We start from the raw sequence: 16,889 nt of genomic DNA, 5'->3' as shown, positions 1-16,889 counted from the left end.
CTTCGGTGAAGGCGTGTTGGTGTGGTTGGATGGTCAGGCCTGCGCCGCGTAGGGTGATGGTGTTTAGGGCTGTGCGTACGATGGTGTCGGTTGACGGAGTGGCGGGCTGGTCTGGTTCTTTTCCTTCAGGTTTTTCTGTTGGTGGTGGGGTGCATTTGTCTGCTGGTGTGGCGCCGGCTGTGCCGGTGCCGATCTTGCAGCGCACCTGCCAGCCCGGTACACGAAACCCACCAACCGGATCTTGAAAGGTTTGCGGTGAAACCGATTGAACTACGATGCTTCCTTGCTGAAGCGTCGGAGGAGGCGAGATTTTAGTAAGACTCTCTGAATACTCAGCTTGAATCAATATTTCGCCTTCCGACAATGTAGTGGCCTCAAGGTTATAAGCCTCATTTTGGTCTAGTTGCGGAGGCTCTCCGGTGGGTGACAAGAACGGCGGCGCGAGGACGGCTGCAATAAAACAGAAAAGACTAAGGGATCTCATGATTGCTTCTCCGAAAGGTCATTTTCTGCGTATAAACGGTTTAGGACGAACTCGTTCGGAGTAGAACGCACTTCAATTTCGAGGCGTTCGCTGGCCTCCTTGGCTTGCCCTAAGAGTCCCTTTTCTGTGAGTGCGATGTAGGACGGTGCATAGATCCATGCCTCAACATAGAACAGGTTAGGTTCTGTGGGGTGGGGAATTGCGTCGTTGAGGTATTTTATTTGGTACTCCAACCCCTCATTCCAGCCATCAGCTGCGTACTGCCTATCAATTCTGCTAATGAAAGATTGGCAGACTTTACAGTCTGGGCTGCTGACTTTTTTGAGGGTGGTGGTGTTGCCGGTGTTGATGGAATAGGCGAGGAGGTTGAGGTAGTACTCGGCGAAGTATCGCGCCCCGAACGCGTCCATTTTGGTCGCGGCGCTAGGCAGTTGTGGTTCGTGTGGCTCCACCCAGTCCACGGGCCTGCCCAGCTTCCCGTTGGGCAAGACCGGGTACTCGCCCGACATCGGCATGCTTTGAGCTGCATCGCCTGACCCACTTTGATTGGCAGAGACTTCAATGTTGTTGCTTTGCCCGTCTTGTGCCTGGCTACATGCAGCCAGCATGATCATTCCGGCCAATACTGGAACCAGCAGCCTAGTGCGCGCGGCGCGTCGTGATCGTCGTGTCATGTGCACCACACTACGGAACAGTACTGCTGCCCGTACAGCCCCAATTCATAATTGTGGACCAAATTCCTCCTGCACCCACCTGTCGATCTGGAAGCCTCTCACTGGATTCATCACGGCTCTACCTCCCGATAGGTAACTCCTGACCAGTGCAAACGCCTCGTCCGTGGGTGCGATTGCCGGTGACCTGCCCTTCAGATCGACAGGCGGGGAAAGGGAGAAAGGGAGGGAGCGGGAAGAAGAATTCTCAAAATGTGGGAAAGAACCACCCACGCTTGCGCCCCGCGCGGAAGAGCCCTCAGGCCCCGCAATGAGACACAAGGTTCACTCACCCCCGCAAGCCGCGGGCCTCGCCTCCCCTCGATAATCCAAAAAGACCACCACGCGCGTCCCCTAGGTTCGAACTCGACACGCACCCCAATCCCAAACGCCCCACGCTGACCACACCGGCCCCACATTCCTGCAGGTCACAAGCCTTGTCCAACCGACCGCAAACAACACCCACAGCCACACAACGAACCCACCACCACGCCAAATCGAACCTCGGGAACAGAGAAAAGAGGGCATCTCTCAGGTCGCTCTTAGCTCAAATAGAGAGGCGTTCCTGCCTCCGGCGCACGGCGACAGGGGGAAGCAAGGCAAGCCCCCGCCCGTGGAGGCGCCAAGACTGCTTACGCACACGCATCGCGAGGCTGAAAGAGGTGTCAGCACCCTGCCTGCACTGCGTCAAGTGCGGGGCCCATGCGCGGCGACTAAAGGCACAAAAGGGGCGGAGGCCTGAAAAGGAGGAGAGTCGCAAAGGGGCGAAGGATCGAAGTGGGGGCAGAGACGCAGGGGATAGAGGCCTGAAGGAGGAGACGCGAAGGGGCTGAGGGTATAGGACGGGAGACGCACGAGAGGGCGAAGGTCCGAAAAGGGGCAAAGTATAAAGGGGGCAAGTTATAAGTATAAGGGGAGCAGAGGACTTCCCTCGCCCACGAGAGCCCCCGCCCACCAGAATCCCTCACGCAAGGGGGGCTTGAAACTACTGCTACTTGTCGGCGCGGTCGATGACCTCGGACGTACCTGACATGTCGGTGTTCTGAGCGGAATCCTTGCTTGACGTGCTCTCAGCATTGTCAGGAGCAGTGCCGGCAGCCTCGCGCTCCTGGAGCAGCCGTTCGCCCAGAGCCAAAGCATCACGCCGATTCTCATCTTCGTGACGCTTATCCGCATCCTCTTTCAGTGCGTCAACCTGTTCGCGCGCATCGGCCTGACGACGCTTCTCCTCTTTTTCGCGCTTGGCGTCCTCGACGTTCCACGGAGTTTTTTCACCGCGAGCTTCACGTTCGTCAGCCAGATTCTCTCCACGTTTCATTGCCTGATGGAAGTTCATACGAGCCTGCTTCTCCTTACGGTGTTCAGAAATTTCTTCCGGCGACATGCTGGCTAGAGCCGCCAATTCGCCCTCGCTGAATGAGGGGTGGTATGAGGCGTCAATGGCCAGCGGAGCATCGGAAAGCTTGGGGGGATCGGGGGTCGGTTCGACCTCTCCGGTCACAGCGTGGTGTGGCCACTCCAGAGTACGAGGGACACGCAGCGTGACATAGTTCGGCGTCTCACTGAAGTGAATCAGAGACGACTTATCGGTCGGCGGGATGGCAGGTGGATTCGCAACCCACGCACTGATCTGCAAAATGACACGCATCTGCAGGTTAATCCACAAAATGAGCGTGACCAGCGTCGTCGCAGTGGTCAACACTGCGCCCGACACGGCGCCAACAGCGGACGTTCCCAGGAAGCGCAGCACCCCGGCGGCGAGGGCAGCCAATGCGGCACCCCACATGAGGTCGCGTCGAGGTGGATGAACGAGCGCCACGATTCGAATCAGAACAATGAACACGCCGAAATCAACCGCAAAACCGACCAGCAGGCTCGCAATGTTCAATGCAATTTTACCGAAACCGGCGTCGATTCCCAGAGTCGAGAAAATCCAATCGCCAAACACTCGCAGGGCTACGGAGGACACGGCGCTCACCAGCACCCCTACGCCCAGGCAGAGAGCGCCGACCAGGTTACGCGGCATTGACTTGTAGATGGGAACCGGGGCACTCACCAGCCCAAACATCGAACGAATCGCCATGCCCAGCGACCCCACAACCGACAGAGCGGACCACACCAAGCCGACGAAGGCAACGATCGACGTGATTGACATTGCGGTGGAGACCTGCAGACTGTCGGGATTGACCAGCCCGCCGTTCGTGCCGTCATCGATGACGCCCGGCATCGCATTGTTGACACCGTTGATGACAGCCTCTTTGAGCTCCGCGTTATTGCCCAGCACCGCCATGAAGATGGTCCAGCCAACGACCAGTGCTGCGGACAGCGACAGGAGCGTTGTCAGCGCCACACCGCCTGACATCAAGCCACCGGAACGCTTACTGTATCGCGCCAATGCTCGCGCCAGGCGCGTCCGGTTCCACCACTGAATCAGTGCCTTGATCTTGTCGACCAGACCCGGAGTAGCGAGGGTCTCGCGCAATCCCGGGCCGCGCAGATGCGAGGCGCGCTTGGTTTCGTCGGAATATGTGCCGGCCAGTTCGGCTGAATGATAACCGGGAGCATTCGGAGATGGCTCATCACGATAGGTCAGATCCGATTCGCGCACGGTGCCCGTGAACGTTCCGGGTACTGAGCGCGGGCTCGGCGGCGCAACGGTGGATCCCACGTTGGTAGCCGACAAATCGTGTTGAGTATCGTTCGTGCTTGCCGTCATATTCATAATCTACGGTGTTGACGCGGCGCGCGCTCGCTATGCATAGGCAGAATTTGCTCAACAGGGGACGGCCGTCTCCCCTCGTCGATCACGAAAATTGACGAGGGAAGCTGCCGCACCCGCGTTCCTACTTCGTTTCGAAATCGAAAAGGGCGAGCGAGGAATACATGCCAGTGGGGTCCACGCGGTCCAGGCGAAATCCTGGAACCATCCAAGAGGCCTCGAAATCTGCGGCGACGTCGAGAGCCAGGTCAATGGCTGGGTCATCAACATCCTGAGCCAGTGTGACGTGAGGGTGGTAGGGGAACCGAAGGGTGTAGTCAAGTGGGCCGGTGCGCACATCGTCTGCAAGGCTGCGGCACTCATCCACGCCTTGCGTCACAGTCAGGAACGCCACCTGGGACAGAGGGCGGAACGTGTCAGTACCTTTAATGGTGATGCGGAATGGCTGGCGGCGTTGCGCGACGGAGCGGAGGTGGCGAATGATTCGGGTGCGATCTTCCACCGGCACGGCAATCGGCGGCATGACGGTGATGTGGGCGGGGACACGAGAGCCGTTGACGTCACCCAGCCCGAGACGCAACTCTGTCAGTTCGCTGACCCAAGGCTCCGGAATGGCGATGACTGCTCCCATCCATTCCTGGCCGTCAAGGCGCGGAGGCAGGAACATGGATCACCGCCATTTCTGCAATGAGGTAGCTGCGTGGCGAAGCGGCCGGGGTGCCGCTGCGCGACTGACCTTTTAAGAGTACATGGGATGGCGCGGCTGTGAGGTGAAGGTGGTGCGGCTGTGAGGTGAAGGTCGCAACGCAGGTAGATGCCATGACCTAGGTCACGAGCCGTCCCCGTGGTGGTGACAAACCTCTATGGCAACGTAAACTTATGACGTGGCCTGCCTGTGGGGACACGGACGGGGCACCGAGAAATGAACGTCTCTCAAGAACTTCGTTGACAACGTGGAAGGACACACAGCGATGAGTGCTCAGGTGCGCAAAACTGCCACCAAACTTGCCGATGGGCGAGACCTCTTTTATTTCGACGATTCCCCCGAATATGTATCAGGACAGCGCACTCGTCGCCTCGATGACCCGCGGCCCTTGCCGGATCGTTTCGCACCGATTGAAGGGGAGGACGGGACCGTTCATCCCGTGACCGGACCTCAGATGCGCAAAGACCCGCTGACCGGGGACTGGATCCCGATGGCGACCCACCGCATGAACCGTACATTCCTTCCGCCAGCAGACGCGAACCCGCTGGCGCCGGCACGACCGGGCGCCGAATACTCCGACGGGGAGATACCCGACACAGACTACGACGTCGTCGTCTTCGAAAACCGCTTCCCCTCCCTCATGGCAACCCCAGAACAGGCGCAGGAAATCGCAGCAGCTGACGGTGTGATCCCCGTGAACGGTCTCGACGGTGATGACCTGTACCGCAGGGCGCCAGCCGCGGGACGATGCGAAGTCATTTGCTTCACCCCCAACCTCGAAGATTCGCTCGCCACCGTCTCCCATGAGCGCATGCGCACCGTGATCGAAGCGTGGGCGGACCGTACCCGCGAACTGTCAGCAATGCCCGGCATCAAACAGGTTTTCTGCTTTGAAAACCACGGCAAGGAAATTGGCGTCACACTCTCGCACCCACACGGCCAGATCTACGCCTACCCCTATCTGACGCCCCGCACCCGCCAAATGCTGACTCAGGCTCAGGCCCACCGCGAAGCGACTGGTCGCAACCTGTTCGACGATATCGTGGACACCGAGCTGCGCAGTGCACGCCGTATCCTCGATCAAAGCGAACACTGGGTGCTGTTCACCTCCGGAGCCGCGCGCTGGCCCGTCGAAGCTCACCTCGTCCCACGTCGCCACGTACGCGACATTGCGCATCTGACCGAGGAAGAACGTGAAGAACTGGCTGACCTCTACCTGCATTTGCTACAGGCAGGTAATCGCTTCTTCGTCAACCCGGACGGTTCGGCCATCGAGCTGCCGTACATCGCGGCCTGGCATCAGGCGCCAATCGGACCTGAAGGCGACGAACTGCGCCTGCACCTAGAGTTCTTCTCATTCCTGCGCGCGCCGGGCAAACTGAAGTACCTGGCTGGTTCGGAATCAGGTATGGGTGCGTGGATTTCCGACACGTCTCCCGAAAAGATCGCTGACCGTTTCAAGGAGGTGTGGTGATATGACCACCCCACACACACCCGAGCAGGCTGACTCCATGCACGAGGGCGGCTCAGCCAAGACAGAGGACCTCACGTTCAACGACCCCTTGACATTTGACGAGGGGGCCCTCGCCGCGCGCACCCTGTTCCGCGAAACATTCAACGCAGATGCGGATGGCGTGTGGCACGCACCTGGCCGTGTCAACATCATCGGTGAGCACGTGGATTACAACGGTGGCATCTGTCTGCCGATCGCGCTGCCACACCGTGCATTTATCGCTGCCACACCGCGATCTGACCGCCACGTACGCCTCGTGTCTCCGCAGACGCGCGACCATATCGACGAGTTCGACCTCGACACCGTTGACCGGCGCGGGACTGACGGCGAAGTATCCGGCTGGGCTGCGTACCTTGTGGGCGTGGCATGGGCCCTGGAGCAGGCCGGCTTTGGGCCGCTGCGCGGCTTCGATGCGGCGCTGCATTCCTGTGTGCCTCTGGGTGCAGGACTGTCGTCTTCTGCCGCTTTGGAATGCGCGATGGCCGTGGCGATCAACGACATGGAAGACCTCAACCTGCTCGGTGGTGACGATGATGATGCGGGCCGCGCACTCCTGGTGGATGCCGCACGGCGCGCTGAAAACGACATTGCGGGTGCCAATACAGGTGGGCTGGATCAGTCTGCATCGATGCGCTGCACGAAGGGACACGCACTGGAGCTTGACTGCCGCGATATGTCCGTGCGGTCGATCCCATTTGACCTGGCTCACGACCACCTGGCACTCCTGGTGATCGACACGCGCGCCGAGCATTCGCATGTAACCGGCGAATACGCCCAGCGCCGACAGGCCTGCGAAGAGGCCGCAGGCATCCTCGGTGTCGATCTGCTGGCCGACATCGACGATGAACAAGCGGCATTGGATCAGCTGCCTGACGAGGTGATGCGCGCTCGCGTGCGTCACGTTCTGACGGAGATTGATCGCACACGCACGTTCATTGACGAGCTGGCTTCCGGCTCGCTCGTCGGTGAGCGGCTGGATCGCTGCGCCGCGCTCTTGGACGCGTCCCATGACTCGCTGCGTGATGACTATAAAGTGACCTGTCCGGAACTGGATGTGGCCGTCGATGCGGCGCGAGCCAGTGGAGCACATGGCGCACGCATGACAGGTGGCGGTTTCGGCGGCTCGGCGATCGCCCTCGTCGATGAGTCTGCTGCGCGAGACGTGGCCCGGGCTGTCGCTGATGCCTTTGCTGAGCACGGCTTCGAAGCGCCGCAGTTCCTGATCGCTACGCCTGAAGAACCTGCAGGAAAAGTCGCTGAGTAACGTGGCGCGTCACAGGGGTCGTCAATACTTCGATCAGTGGCTGAAATACCGCGGCGGCCCTTGTGGTGGCGAATCGTCGACAGATGTGACATTCGACCAGCCGTGGCAGCTGAAAACTCCCACAATGGCACAATCAGATCTATGAGTGATGAAACCCCATGGCTGATTGTGGGGCTGGGAAATCCCGGCGCCCAGTATTCGCGCACCCGTCACAATGTCGGTCACATGGTGATCGATGCTCTGGCGGGACGATGCAGTGCGACCTTGACCGCACACAAGAGCGGGACGCACATGGCGAGTATCCGTCTGGGCATCAGACCAGGGGGCGCGCCAGGACCGCAAGTTCTCGTGGCCACATCCGATTCATACATGAATACGTCGGGTCGCTCGATCAGTGCGTTGGCTCGCTTCGCACACATAGCGCCCGACCGTATCCTCGTCATTCACGATGACCTCGACCTGCCCGAACACGACCTGCGTCTGAAATTTGACGGGGGAGAAGGCGGCCACAATGGCCTGAAATCGCTCAGTCAGTGTCTGGGGACGCGGGCTTACCACCGGTTGCGTGTCGGAATCGGCAGGCCTCCGGGCAGGCAGGACCCTGCAGACTACGTTTTGGCACAGCTTTCAGCGCGCGACCGCACTGAGTGGGACGTGACAGTGGAAAAGGCCGCTGACGTGATTAAAGACGTGGCACTGAACGGTTTCCCGGAGGCCCAACAGCGCCTGCATTCGCATAGCTCGCCGCAGTAAAATCCTTTGTGTTTGCGCCATCGCAGTGATTCCGCCCGCCCACTGAGCGCCCTCGCCACATGTACCCATCCCAGTGAAACATGAGGAAGATGTCATGAAATTGAACGGCTTGATGGACCTGATCGGAGCCGACCAGGCAGTTCAACAATTCGCCACTTCACTGTCACGGTCCCTGAGCGGCACCATCGTCGCCCCGCAAGGCATTCGACCCGGCATGTACGCCCTTGCATCGCGCGAAAGGCTCATTGACGAGGCGGACCCGTCCACCGTTGGACCTCTGATCATCATCACGGCATCGGGGCGAGAAGCCGAAAGGCTGACTGACGCATTGTCTGCATGGGTGCCGAATGTGGGCATGTTCCCCTCGTGGGAAACCCTGCCGCATGAGCGACTGTCACCCCAGGTGGACACGATGGCTCAACGTATCGCCATCTTGCGCCGGCTGACACACCCGGATCCAACCGACCCGGCGACCGCGCCACTGTCCATTGTCGTCATGCCGGTCCGCGCATTCCTCCAGCCTGTCATCCACGGGCTGGCCGACCTGGAGCCGGTGCGCGTCAAAGTAGGGGACATGGTGGATCTGCCCAGCATGGTTGACCGTCTGACACAACTGGGATACGAGCGAGTGGACATGGTGGAGGCACGCGGACAGGTTAGCGTCCGAGGCGGCATCCTCGACGTTTTCCCACCTCAGGAAGCACACCCTTTACGCGTCGAACTGTGGGGCGATGAGGTTGACGAGATTCGCTGGTTCTCCATGGCTGACCAGCGCACCCTCGGCGCAGCTACCGACGGCCTGTGGGCGGTGGCGTGTCGAGAACTCTTGCTAACCGACGAGGTCCGTGAAAAGGCACGCCATGCTGCTGACACCCTGCCGGGCGCGGCGCAGATTCTGGAACTGGCCAGTGAAGGGATCTACAGCGCCGGCCTGGAGTCTCTGGCCCCTGCTTTGGTGGAGCGCATGGACACCGTCCTTGACATCGCTCCCGAGGGCAGCGTGCTCATCATGGATGAGCCGGAGCGGGTGCGTGCCCGCGCAGCCGACCTTGTGTCAACCACCGAGGAATTCCTCCAGGCAGCATGGACCGCAGCGGCCGATGGCGGCACTGTTCCACTGGAAGCGCGCGACGCTTCGTTCCGTGACCTGGACGAAGTGTGGCAGGCTTCCGGACTTGCGCGGTGGGAGGTCTCCTCACTGGCGCCGGCAGAACTGGCCGATGCGCTGATCGCTGTCGAGGATGACCGAGGTGTGGATACGGACGACGAGCCGGGTGCTTTGCAGGCCCACGAGGCGCACGCCGTGGTGGTCTCACCGACACTGATGACAGTCGGTGCTCGAGAAGTACGTCCATATCGCGGTGACTTTGATCGAGCGTGCGCCGATTTGGCTGAGCTGTCACACGCCGGGTGGAACATGGTGGTGACCACTCAAGGCCCTGGGCCCGGGCGACGAATCGCCTCGATACTGAACGATGCGCACGTGCCGGCGCGAGTGGTAGAGGAGTTGACGCGCGCGCCTGAAGAAAGTGTCGTGCACGTGACGACCGCGCAAGCCGGCGCCGGGTTTGTAATGGCCGATCAGCACCTGGCAGTCCTTACTGAACAGGACCTGACTGGTCGCGTGGGAGCGACCACTCGCGATATGAGGAAGATGCCGTCGCGGCGCAGGAAGGGCGTCGATCCGCTGACACTGCACGCCGGCGACCTGGTTGTTCACGAACAGCACGGGATCGGACGCTTCCTCGAACTGGTCTCACGCACTGTCGGCAGGGGAGCGTCCGCCGTCACGCGCGACTACCTTGTCATTGAGTACGCTCCCTCGCGCAGGGGACAACCTGGGGACCGTCTGTTCGTGCCGACGAACTCGCTGGATCAGGTCTCCAAATACACGGGATCGGATCAGCCGACACTGACCCGGATGGGTGGGGCTGACTGGGCGAAGACCAAAGCCAAAGCTCGTAAAGCCGTCAAGGAAATCGCCGCTGAGCTGATCCGCCTGTACGCCGCGCGCCAGGCAACAAAAGGGCACGCGTTCAGCGCTGACACCCCCTGGCAGCGCGAACTTGAAGATGCGTTCCCATATGTGGAAACCCCTGATCAGCTCGTGACAATCGATGAAGTCAAAGCTGATATGGAAAAGTCCATGCCGATGGACCGGCTCCTGACAGGAGACGTGGGATACGGCAAAACCGAGATCGCTGTGCGCGCGGCGTTCAAAGCCATCCAGGACGGCAAGCAGGTTGCTGTGCTGGTTCCCACCACCTTGCTGGTCCAGCAGCACTATGACACCTTCAGCGCTCGCTATGCCGGTTTCCCCGTCACAATTGGGACACTGTCACGTTTTTCCACGCCGAAAGAAGCTGAAGAGGTCAAGGAGGCACTTGCGTCCGGTGGTATTGACCTGGTGATCGGCACACACGCCCTGCTGACGGGCACGGTCCGCTTCAAGGACCTAGGTCTAGTCGTCATTGACGAGGAGCAGCGTTTCGGTGTCGAGCATAAGGAGACACTCAAAGCGCTGCGCACTGATGTGGACGTGCTGTCCATGTCAGCAACACCTATCCCTCGAACACTGGAAATGGCGATTTCCGGTATCCGTGAAATGTCGATCCTGCAGACACCGCCAGAAGAGCGTCAGCCGGTTCTGACATTTGTGGGCGCATACACGGATGCGCAGGTTATCGCTGCAGTCCGGCGCGAGCTGTTGCGTGACGGGCAGGTGTTCTACGTCCATAACCGTGTCGAATCCATCAACACGGTGGCTGCTCACCTCAGCGAACTGGTACCCGAAGCGCGCATCCGTGTCGCTCACGGCAAACTGTCCGAACACGAACTTGAACGCGTCATCGTTGATTTCTGGAACCACGACTTCGACGTGCTGGTGTGCACGACAATCGTGGAAACCGGCCTGGATATTTCCAATGCGAACACACTGATTGTGGACAGGGCGGACGCGTTCGGACTCTCACAGTTGCACCAGCTGCGTGGCCGAGTGGGACGAGGGCGCGAACGCGCTTACGCTTACTTCTTTTACCCAGCTGACCGCACTCTTACCGAAACGGCCCATGAACGGTTGCGGACAATCGCCCAGTTCACGGATCTGGGCGCCGGGCTGCACGTTGCGCAAAAAGACCTCGAAATCCGCGGTGCCGGCAACCTGCTGGGTGGCGCGCAATCAGGTCATATCGAGGGCGTGGGGTTCGATCTGTACGTGCGTATGGTGGCTGGCGCAGTGGCAACATTTAAAGGGGAGCGCCCCGCCGAACAGGTGGACGTGCGAGTGGATCTGGCCGTGGATGCGCATATTCCTGCCGAATATGTGACGAGCGAGCGCCTGCGGCTCGAGGTATACGCCAGGATTGCAGGCGTGAGCACGCCTGAACAGGAAAGCGATGTGCGCGATGAGCTGGCCGACCGATACGGCCCAATTCCTCCTCAGGTGGATTTGCTGTTCGACATTGCGCGACTGCGTGAGCGCCTGCGCCAGGTCGGTGTCGAAGAGGTCGCCACTCAGGGACGGTACATCAAGTTCGCACCCGTCGAACTTGCTGATTCACAGATGATGCGCCTGAAGCGGCTGCACCCTGGCGCAGTCATTAAGACTGCGGTGCGTCAGATCCTGGTTCCCATCCCAATGACCGCCCACATCGGTGGGCAGCCCTTGGCAGACAGCGCCCTCATCGAGTGGACGCTGAATGTCGTTGACACGATCATCGTGCCTTTCGCCGCCTCATCAGAAGGCGGCGCCCCCGGCGTTAAAGACCGGTAATCACTCCCCGCGAACATAGAAGCCCGACACCTTGAAACGCCGAGTGGTCGCGTGCATGCGACCACTCGGCGCAAGTACCTGGGTGAGTCGTCCTCGTTCATGAGCGAGGGGAGCGGGACTTCTCACCCCTTGGTGCGGCACATCGGTCAACGTGACGTAGAATAGACACGCACAAGACCTAAGGAGGATCTCGGTGGCACAGAAACGGGGAATAGCTGGCTTCGTTGCAACTCTTGCCGGGCTGGCACTCGTCATTACGGGATGTTCAGCTCACCCAGGTGCGGCGGCGCGAATCGGAGACCACAACATCAGCGAAGAAACCGTCACGGAAGTTGCCACTGCGCTTCCCGATGTCCTGGCACAGCGAGTCAGTCGCGTGGATGCGCTCAGGCTCCTGACCTCCAGCTATTTCCAGAATCGCATGGGACACGACAAAGACGTGACGTTTACTGACGACCAGGTTCTTGACCTCATGAAGCAAGTAGCTGCATCTCGTGGTCTTGAAGCCCCGGAAAATGTACCCGCCAGCGTCCTCGACGTCTTCAGAGGAGAGATGGTCCTGCAGCAGCTGCAGGTCGACGGCAATGATCTCCAGACGATCCAGCAGGAACTGGAACAGTACTACACGAAGGAAAAAATCGACATTAACCCGCGGTACTACACTGCCCAGGCGAACACAAAGCAGGCCAGCACGCTTGCCGACATCGTGACACCCGCAGATGTCAAGGCGCCGAAGAGCGACGGGGATGCATCGACTGACACAGACAGCCAAAGCGGCCATACCCACTAAAATTTAAAACGTGAGACATACCTCGATGCACGCTGCGCGGCTCACGCCGAATGAGGGACCAATGTCGCTCAAGTGCAGGTCAACACGTACACGTGAAGGTCACGAGCACGTTTTTCGAGCATCAGGGGTGTGTTTTACAACCGTTGCGTACTACTGTGAGACGCGACAGCTCCACGCACACAATCACGAAGGAGAATGACGTGGCAAGGATTGAGACAATCGGGGCACGCGAAATCCTCGACTCTCGAGGCAACCCGACCGTAGAGGTCGAGGTTCTGTTGGAGGACGGCACCGTTTCCCGCGCATCCGTTCCCTCCGGTGCATCAACCGGTGCCTTCGAGGCGGTCGAACGTCGCGATGGCGACAAGGATCGTTACATGGGCAAGGGCGTACAGGACGCTGTCGATGCAGTGACCGAGGTGATCGGCGCTGAGCTGATCGATGAGGACGCAACCGACCAGCGCGTCATCGACGAGGCCATGCTGGACCTCGACGGAACCGACAACAAGGGCAAGCTGGGCGCAAACGCCATCCTGGGTGTGTCGCTCGCAGTGGCCAAGGCTGCCGCAGAGTCTGCCGGACTGCCCCTGTACCGTTACCTGGGCGGCCCGAACGCACACGTTCTGCCTGTCCCGATGATGAACATCCTCAACGGCGGCTCTCACGCAGACACCAACGTGGATATTCAGGAATTCATGATTGCCCCAATCGGCGCTCCGACCTTCCGTGAAGCACTGCGCTGGGGTGCAGAGGTCTACCACACCCTCAAGGGCGTCATCAAGAGTCGTGGCCTGTCCACCGGCCTGGGGGACGAGGGCGGCTTCGCCCCCAACCTTGAGTCCAACTCGGCAGCACTCGACCTGATCGTGGAAGCCATCGAAAAGGCCGGTTACAAGCCGGGCGCAGACGTGGCACTGGCACTGGATGTTGCCTCCACCGAGTTCTTCGCTGATGGCATGTACCAGTTCGAGGGTGAAGGCCGCTCCACTGACTACATGGTGTCCTACTACGAGAAGCTCATCTCTGACTACCCGCTGGTCTCCATCGAAGACCCGTTGTCAGAAGACGAATGGGACGCATGGAAGTCACTGACCGCTCAGATCGGTGACCGTGTTCAGCTGGTGGGCGACGACCTATTCGTCACCAACCCCGATCGCCTGCGCAAGGGCATCGAGATGAACGTGGCTAACGCACTGCTGGTCAAGGTCAACCAGATCGGCTCCCTGACCGAGACGCTGGATGCCGTTGAGGAAGCACACCGCAACGGATACCGCACGATGACCTCGCACCGCTCCGGCGAGACCGAGGATACGACGATCGCGGATCTTGCTGTTGCCACCAACTCCGGTCAGATCAAGACCGGTGCTCCGGCACGTTCAGAGCGTGTCGCCAAGTACAACCAGCTGCTGCGCATTGAAGAAGAGCTTGCTGAAGCAGCCGTGTACGCAGGTGCATCGTCGTTCCCACGCTTCAAGGCCTGAGAACACTGAAGCCCTGACGGCTTATTTTTTTAATGTGCGCCGAGTGGTCGCTTGCATGCGACCACTCGGCGCACAGCTGTTTCACGGGAATATGACCAGAACGACTGTGACATGCCGCAAGCGGATCGCCCGGCTCGAAGTGTTTTAAGGCACGATGAGAACATGGCTGATTCGTCGCATCATGATCCGAGGCGCCCTCACGCGCCTCGTCGACGCACTTCTGGTGCGTCACGCCCCTCGTCGACGCCAGCCAGCCAGCAGCGTCGCTCTCGCCCAATCCGGCGATCCCATGGAGATCAAACGGATTCACATAGCGACAGCCAGATATCTACTCGGCCCTCTCTCGGCGCAGTAAACGACAGGGCAGATGCATCGCGTGAGTTGGGCGCCGAAGCGAGTCAGGATTCGCCGAAGGGCCGCTTCCATTCGGATCGCCTGCGCCGCATCGGCTTGGCGGGACCCCGCCTGAAAACAGGAGGCTCGGACTCTTCACGCTCAGCATCTGTCGCATCACGTTTTCGCCGGAACCGTCAACCGGACGCGGCGACGAAGACGAAGGAACGTAGTGGCGGACGGGGCGCAAAGACAGCACGCAGTGACGCTTCGTCGCGCAGCATCTCTTTCGGCGGACTGACAATTTCGGTCCGATTCCTCGCAATCAGCATCATGGCTGCGCTGCTTGCTGTCCTACTCATTCCCTCCGCGTACCAATGGTTCAGGCAGAGCCAGGACCTGAAAGATATGCAGGTGCGTGTCGAACAGGCCAGGGAACGCAACGCCGAGCTTCACGAACAGCTCGACTTATGGAAGGACCCGACGTACGTGGCATCGCAGGCCCGCTCACGCCTCGGATATGTCCAGCCGGGAGAAACCCAGTACACGGTCAAGGACCCAGGGCCAGGATACGAGGATGCCTCCTCGCAGGAAAACGACAAACGAGGCCCGGATAAGCCGTGGATTCAGATTCTTGCCCAATCGGTCATCGATGCGGACAACCCTGAAGAAGCAACCCACGACGCCAAAGACCAGACTCCACTGAACTTCAGTCAATCAGGAGACGAGAAATGAACATCCACGGCAGCGACACTGACGCAAGGCAGTTGCCGGAGCTGTCGCCGGCCACCGAAAAGGACCTGGAAGTGGTGCGCGAGCAGCTCGGACGCTTGCCGCGTGGAGTGGATTCTATCGGCGCCAGATGTGTGTGCGGACGGCCCACCGTTGTCGTGACTCGCCCGCGCCTGGATGACGGTACGCCTTTCCCGACGACTTTCTACCTTACGTGCCCACCGATCGTGCGTGGATGCTCCACGCTGGAAGCAGAGCATGTGATGGAAGACCTCAATGAGTGGATCAGGATTGACGAGGACGCTGCCAGGCACTACCGCGATGCTCACAACTCCTATATCGCTTTTCGTCGGACGCTGGGTGAAGTGCCGGAGATCGACGGCGTATCTGCCGGTGGCATGCCAACTCGCGTGAAATGTCTGCACGCGCTTGTCGCGCACTCCCTCGTCGCAGGCCCCGGAGGCAACCCGGTGGGCGACAAAGCACTCGAAATCCTTGCCGAGCGCAATCTGTGGCAGTCTGACCGCTGCATGTGCTAGACGAGTCGCGACAATACGATGGCCTGCAGCGAGACATCCACACCGCCTTCAAACGTGACACAATGAGCGCCGTGACTATGACTGAACCAGAACAGCTGCGCCACCCTCGGCGTGTGGCAGCCATCGACTGCGGGACCAACTCAATCAGGCTCCTGATCGCAGACGTTGAGCGAGACGATACGGGATCTGTGCGGATGCGGGACATCACGCGCCTGATGCGGATCGTTCGTCTGGGCTACAACGTTGATAAGACAGGGCGTCTCGACCCCGACGCAATTGAACGCACGCTGGAAGTGGTGCAAGAATACGCGGAGCTTATTAAGCGTCACAATGTGGATTCCGTGCGTTTTGTGGCGACTTCGGCTAGCCGAGATGCGCAGAACCGCGATGTTTTTGTCGACGGGGTGCGTGAACTGCTCAACGTGGAGCCTGAAGTGGTGCCCGGCGAGGAAGAGGCCGCTTTGTCCTTTGCTGGAGCGATGAGCGCGTTGGATTCTCAGGCGAGGCGTCCGACACTGGTGGTGGACATTGGTGGTGGCTCCACTGAGCTGGTCATCGGCTCAACAGGCGTCGAACAGGCGATCTCGCTCAACATGGGGTCTGTGCGAGTGACGGAACGTTTCTTCGCGCACTGTGACTCTGAGCAGGGGATTGATCCGCAGGCTGAAGCTCAAGCCGCACGGTGGATCGACGAGCAGCTGGATCGTGCTGCCTCGGTCATTGATTTTGGCGCAGTGGGAACATTGGTGGGCGTCGCCGGCACGGTGACGACTATTGCCGCGCAGGCGCTGGGCTTGGATCGCTACATGCCTGAACGCATCCACGGTGCCGTGTTCACGATGGACGAGGGGGAACGCGCCATCCGCTTCATGATCGATCAGCCTGTCAAGGTCAAGGCTGCTCTGGGGTTCATGCCGAAAGGACGCGAAGACGTGATCGCCGGCGGCGCACTGATCTGGTCCCGCATTTGTGCGCGAGTGGTCGCGTGTACGCGACCACTCGGCACAATCGATCGCTGGGTGACGTCCGAGCACGACATTTTGGACGGGATCGCCTTGTCTCAGGTGAAGGAGTAGACGCTCAGCAGGTGTTT

General features: G+C 60.0%; 12 protein-coding genes and 1 pseudogene. 9 read left to right on the top strand and 4 right to left on the bottom strand.

Annotated elements, in window-relative coordinates; genetic code table 11:
- The 4 genes and pseudogenes from QP093_RS09585 to QP093_RS09570 all read right to left on the bottom strand — a co-directional run.
- Window positions 1-484: pseudogene (locus QP093_RS09585) on the bottom strand (hypothetical protein); the annotation flags it as partial.
- The gene (locus QP093_RS09580) at window positions 481-1,158 is read right to left on the bottom strand and encodes a DUF6318 family protein (RefSeq protein WP_285016283.1); all 678 of its coding nucleotides are present in this window, start codon (window positions 1,156-1,158) and stop codon (window positions 481-483) included. The gene QP093_RS09580 and the pseudogene QP093_RS09585, both read right to left, overlap by 4 nt.
- Before the next feature lie 1,027 nt (window positions 1,159-2,185).
- The gene (locus QP093_RS09575) at window positions 2,186-3,910 is read right to left on the bottom strand and encodes a YhjD/YihY/BrkB family envelope integrity protein (protein ID WP_285016282.1); all 1,725 of its coding nucleotides are present in this window, start codon (window positions 3,908-3,910) and stop codon (window positions 2,186-2,188) included.
- Window positions 3,911-4,037: 127 nt separating this feature from the next.
- Entirely contained in the window at window positions 4,038-4,580 is a 543-nt protein-coding gene (locus QP093_RS09570) for a 2'-5' RNA ligase family protein (RefSeq protein ID WP_058237091.1), read from the bottom strand.
- 304 nt (window positions 4,581-4,884) lie between these two features.
- Here QP093_RS09570 and galT point away from each other — a divergent pair, with 304 nt between their 5' ends.
- From galT to QP093_RS09525, 9 genes are all read left to right on the top strand, one after another.
- Window positions 4,885-6,093: a galactose-1-phosphate uridylyltransferase gene (gene galT / locus QP093_RS09565; RefSeq protein ID WP_285016280.1), complete on the top strand. Its 1,209-nt coding sequence runs from the start codon at window positions 4,885-4,887 to the stop codon at window positions 6,091-6,093.
- A gap of 1 nt (window position 6,094) precedes the next feature.
- Window positions 6,095-7,396 (top strand): galactokinase, encoded by a 1,302-nt coding sequence (gene galK, locus QP093_RS09560; RefSeq protein ID WP_502929424.1) that lies wholly within the window; start codon window positions 6,095-6,097, stop codon window positions 7,394-7,396.
- 141 nt (window positions 7,397-7,537) lie between these two features.
- Window positions 7,538-8,149, top strand: a complete 612-nt coding sequence (pth, locus tag QP093_RS09555) for an aminoacyl-tRNA hydrolase (protein ID WP_285016279.1) — start codon at window positions 7,538-7,540, stop codon at window positions 8,147-8,149.
- A 94-nt stretch (window positions 8,150-8,243) separates the two neighbouring features.
- Window positions 8,244-11,921 (top strand): transcription-repair coupling factor, encoded by a 3,678-nt coding sequence (mfd, locus tag QP093_RS09550; RefSeq protein ID WP_285016278.1) that lies wholly within the window; start codon window positions 8,244-8,246, stop codon window positions 11,919-11,921.
- A gap of 193 nt (window positions 11,922-12,114) precedes the next feature.
- Window positions 12,115-12,711: a hypothetical protein gene (locus tag QP093_RS09545; RefSeq protein ID WP_070725737.1), complete on the top strand. Its 597-nt coding sequence runs from the start codon at window positions 12,115-12,117 to the stop codon at window positions 12,709-12,711.
- 200 nt (window positions 12,712-12,911) lie between these two features.
- Window positions 12,912-14,192: a phosphopyruvate hydratase gene (gene eno / locus QP093_RS09540; RefSeq protein WP_058237087.1), complete on the top strand. Its 1,281-nt coding sequence runs from the start codon at window positions 12,912-12,914 to the stop codon at window positions 14,190-14,192.
- 162 nt (window positions 14,193-14,354) lie between these two features.
- Complete coding sequence (locus QP093_RS09535; RefSeq protein ID WP_285016276.1) at window positions 14,355-15,260, top strand: FtsB family cell division protein; 906 nt, start codon at window positions 14,355-14,357, stop codon at window positions 15,258-15,260.
- Window positions 15,257-15,796: a DUF501 domain-containing protein gene (locus QP093_RS09530; protein WP_092648742.1), complete on the top strand. Its 540-nt coding sequence runs from the start codon at window positions 15,257-15,259 to the stop codon at window positions 15,794-15,796. The genes QP093_RS09535 and QP093_RS09530 overlap by 4 nt, the downstream gene beginning before the upstream one ends.
- 77 nt (window positions 15,797-15,873) lie before the next feature.
- A complete protein-coding gene (locus QP093_RS09525) occupies window positions 15,874-16,872 on the top strand; it encodes a Ppx/GppA phosphatase family protein (RefSeq protein ID WP_285016286.1) in 999 nt (332 codons plus the stop codon).
- The last annotated feature ends 17 nt before the right edge of the window (window positions 16,873-16,889 follow it).

Source organism: Pauljensenia sp. UMB10120, assembly GCF_030212035.1.
Lineage (GTDB): Bacteria > Actinomycetota > Actinomycetes > Actinomycetales > Actinomycetaceae > Pauljensenia > Pauljensenia radingae_A.
This window is presented reverse-complemented; position numbering and strand designations above follow the sequence as displayed.

What these genes read in the sequence shown, in the direction of transcription:
- QP093_RS09580 (WP_285016283.1), bottom strand. Translation starts at nt 1,158, where the DNA reads ATGACACGACGATCACGACGCGCCGCGCGCACTAGGCTGCTGGTTCCA.
- QP093_RS09575 (WP_285016282.1), bottom strand. Translation starts at nt 3,910, where the DNA reads ATGACGGCAAGCACGAACGATACTCAACACGATTTGTCGGCTACCAAC.
- QP093_RS09570 (WP_058237091.1), bottom strand. Translation starts at nt 4,580, where the DNA reads ATGTTCCTGCCTCCGCGCCTTGACGGCCAGGAATGGATGGGAGCAGTC.
- galT (WP_285016280.1), top strand. Translation starts at nt 4,885, where the DNA reads ATGAGTGCTCAGGTGCGCAAAACTGCCACCAAACTTGCCGATGGGCGA.
- galK (WP_502929424.1), top strand. Translation starts at nt 6,095, where the DNA reads ATGACCACCCCACACACACCCGAGCAGGCTGACTCCATGCACGAGGGC.
- pth (WP_285016279.1), top strand. Translation starts at nt 7,538, where the DNA reads ATGAGTGATGAAACCCCATGGCTGATTGTGGGGCTGGGAAATCCCGGC.
- mfd (WP_285016278.1), top strand. Translation starts at nt 8,244, where the DNA reads ATGAAATTGAACGGCTTGATGGACCTGATCGGAGCCGACCAGGCAGTT.
- QP093_RS09535 (WP_285016276.1), top strand. Translation starts at nt 14,355, where the DNA reads ATGGCTGATTCGTCGCATCATGATCCGAGGCGCCCTCACGCGCCTCGT.
- QP093_RS09530 (WP_092648742.1), top strand. Translation starts at nt 15,257, where the DNA reads ATGAACATCCACGGCAGCGACACTGACGCAAGGCAGTTGCCGGAGCTG.
- QP093_RS09525 (WP_285016286.1), top strand. Translation starts at nt 15,874, where the DNA reads ATGACTGAACCAGAACAGCTGCGCCACCCTCGGCGTGTGGCAGCCATC.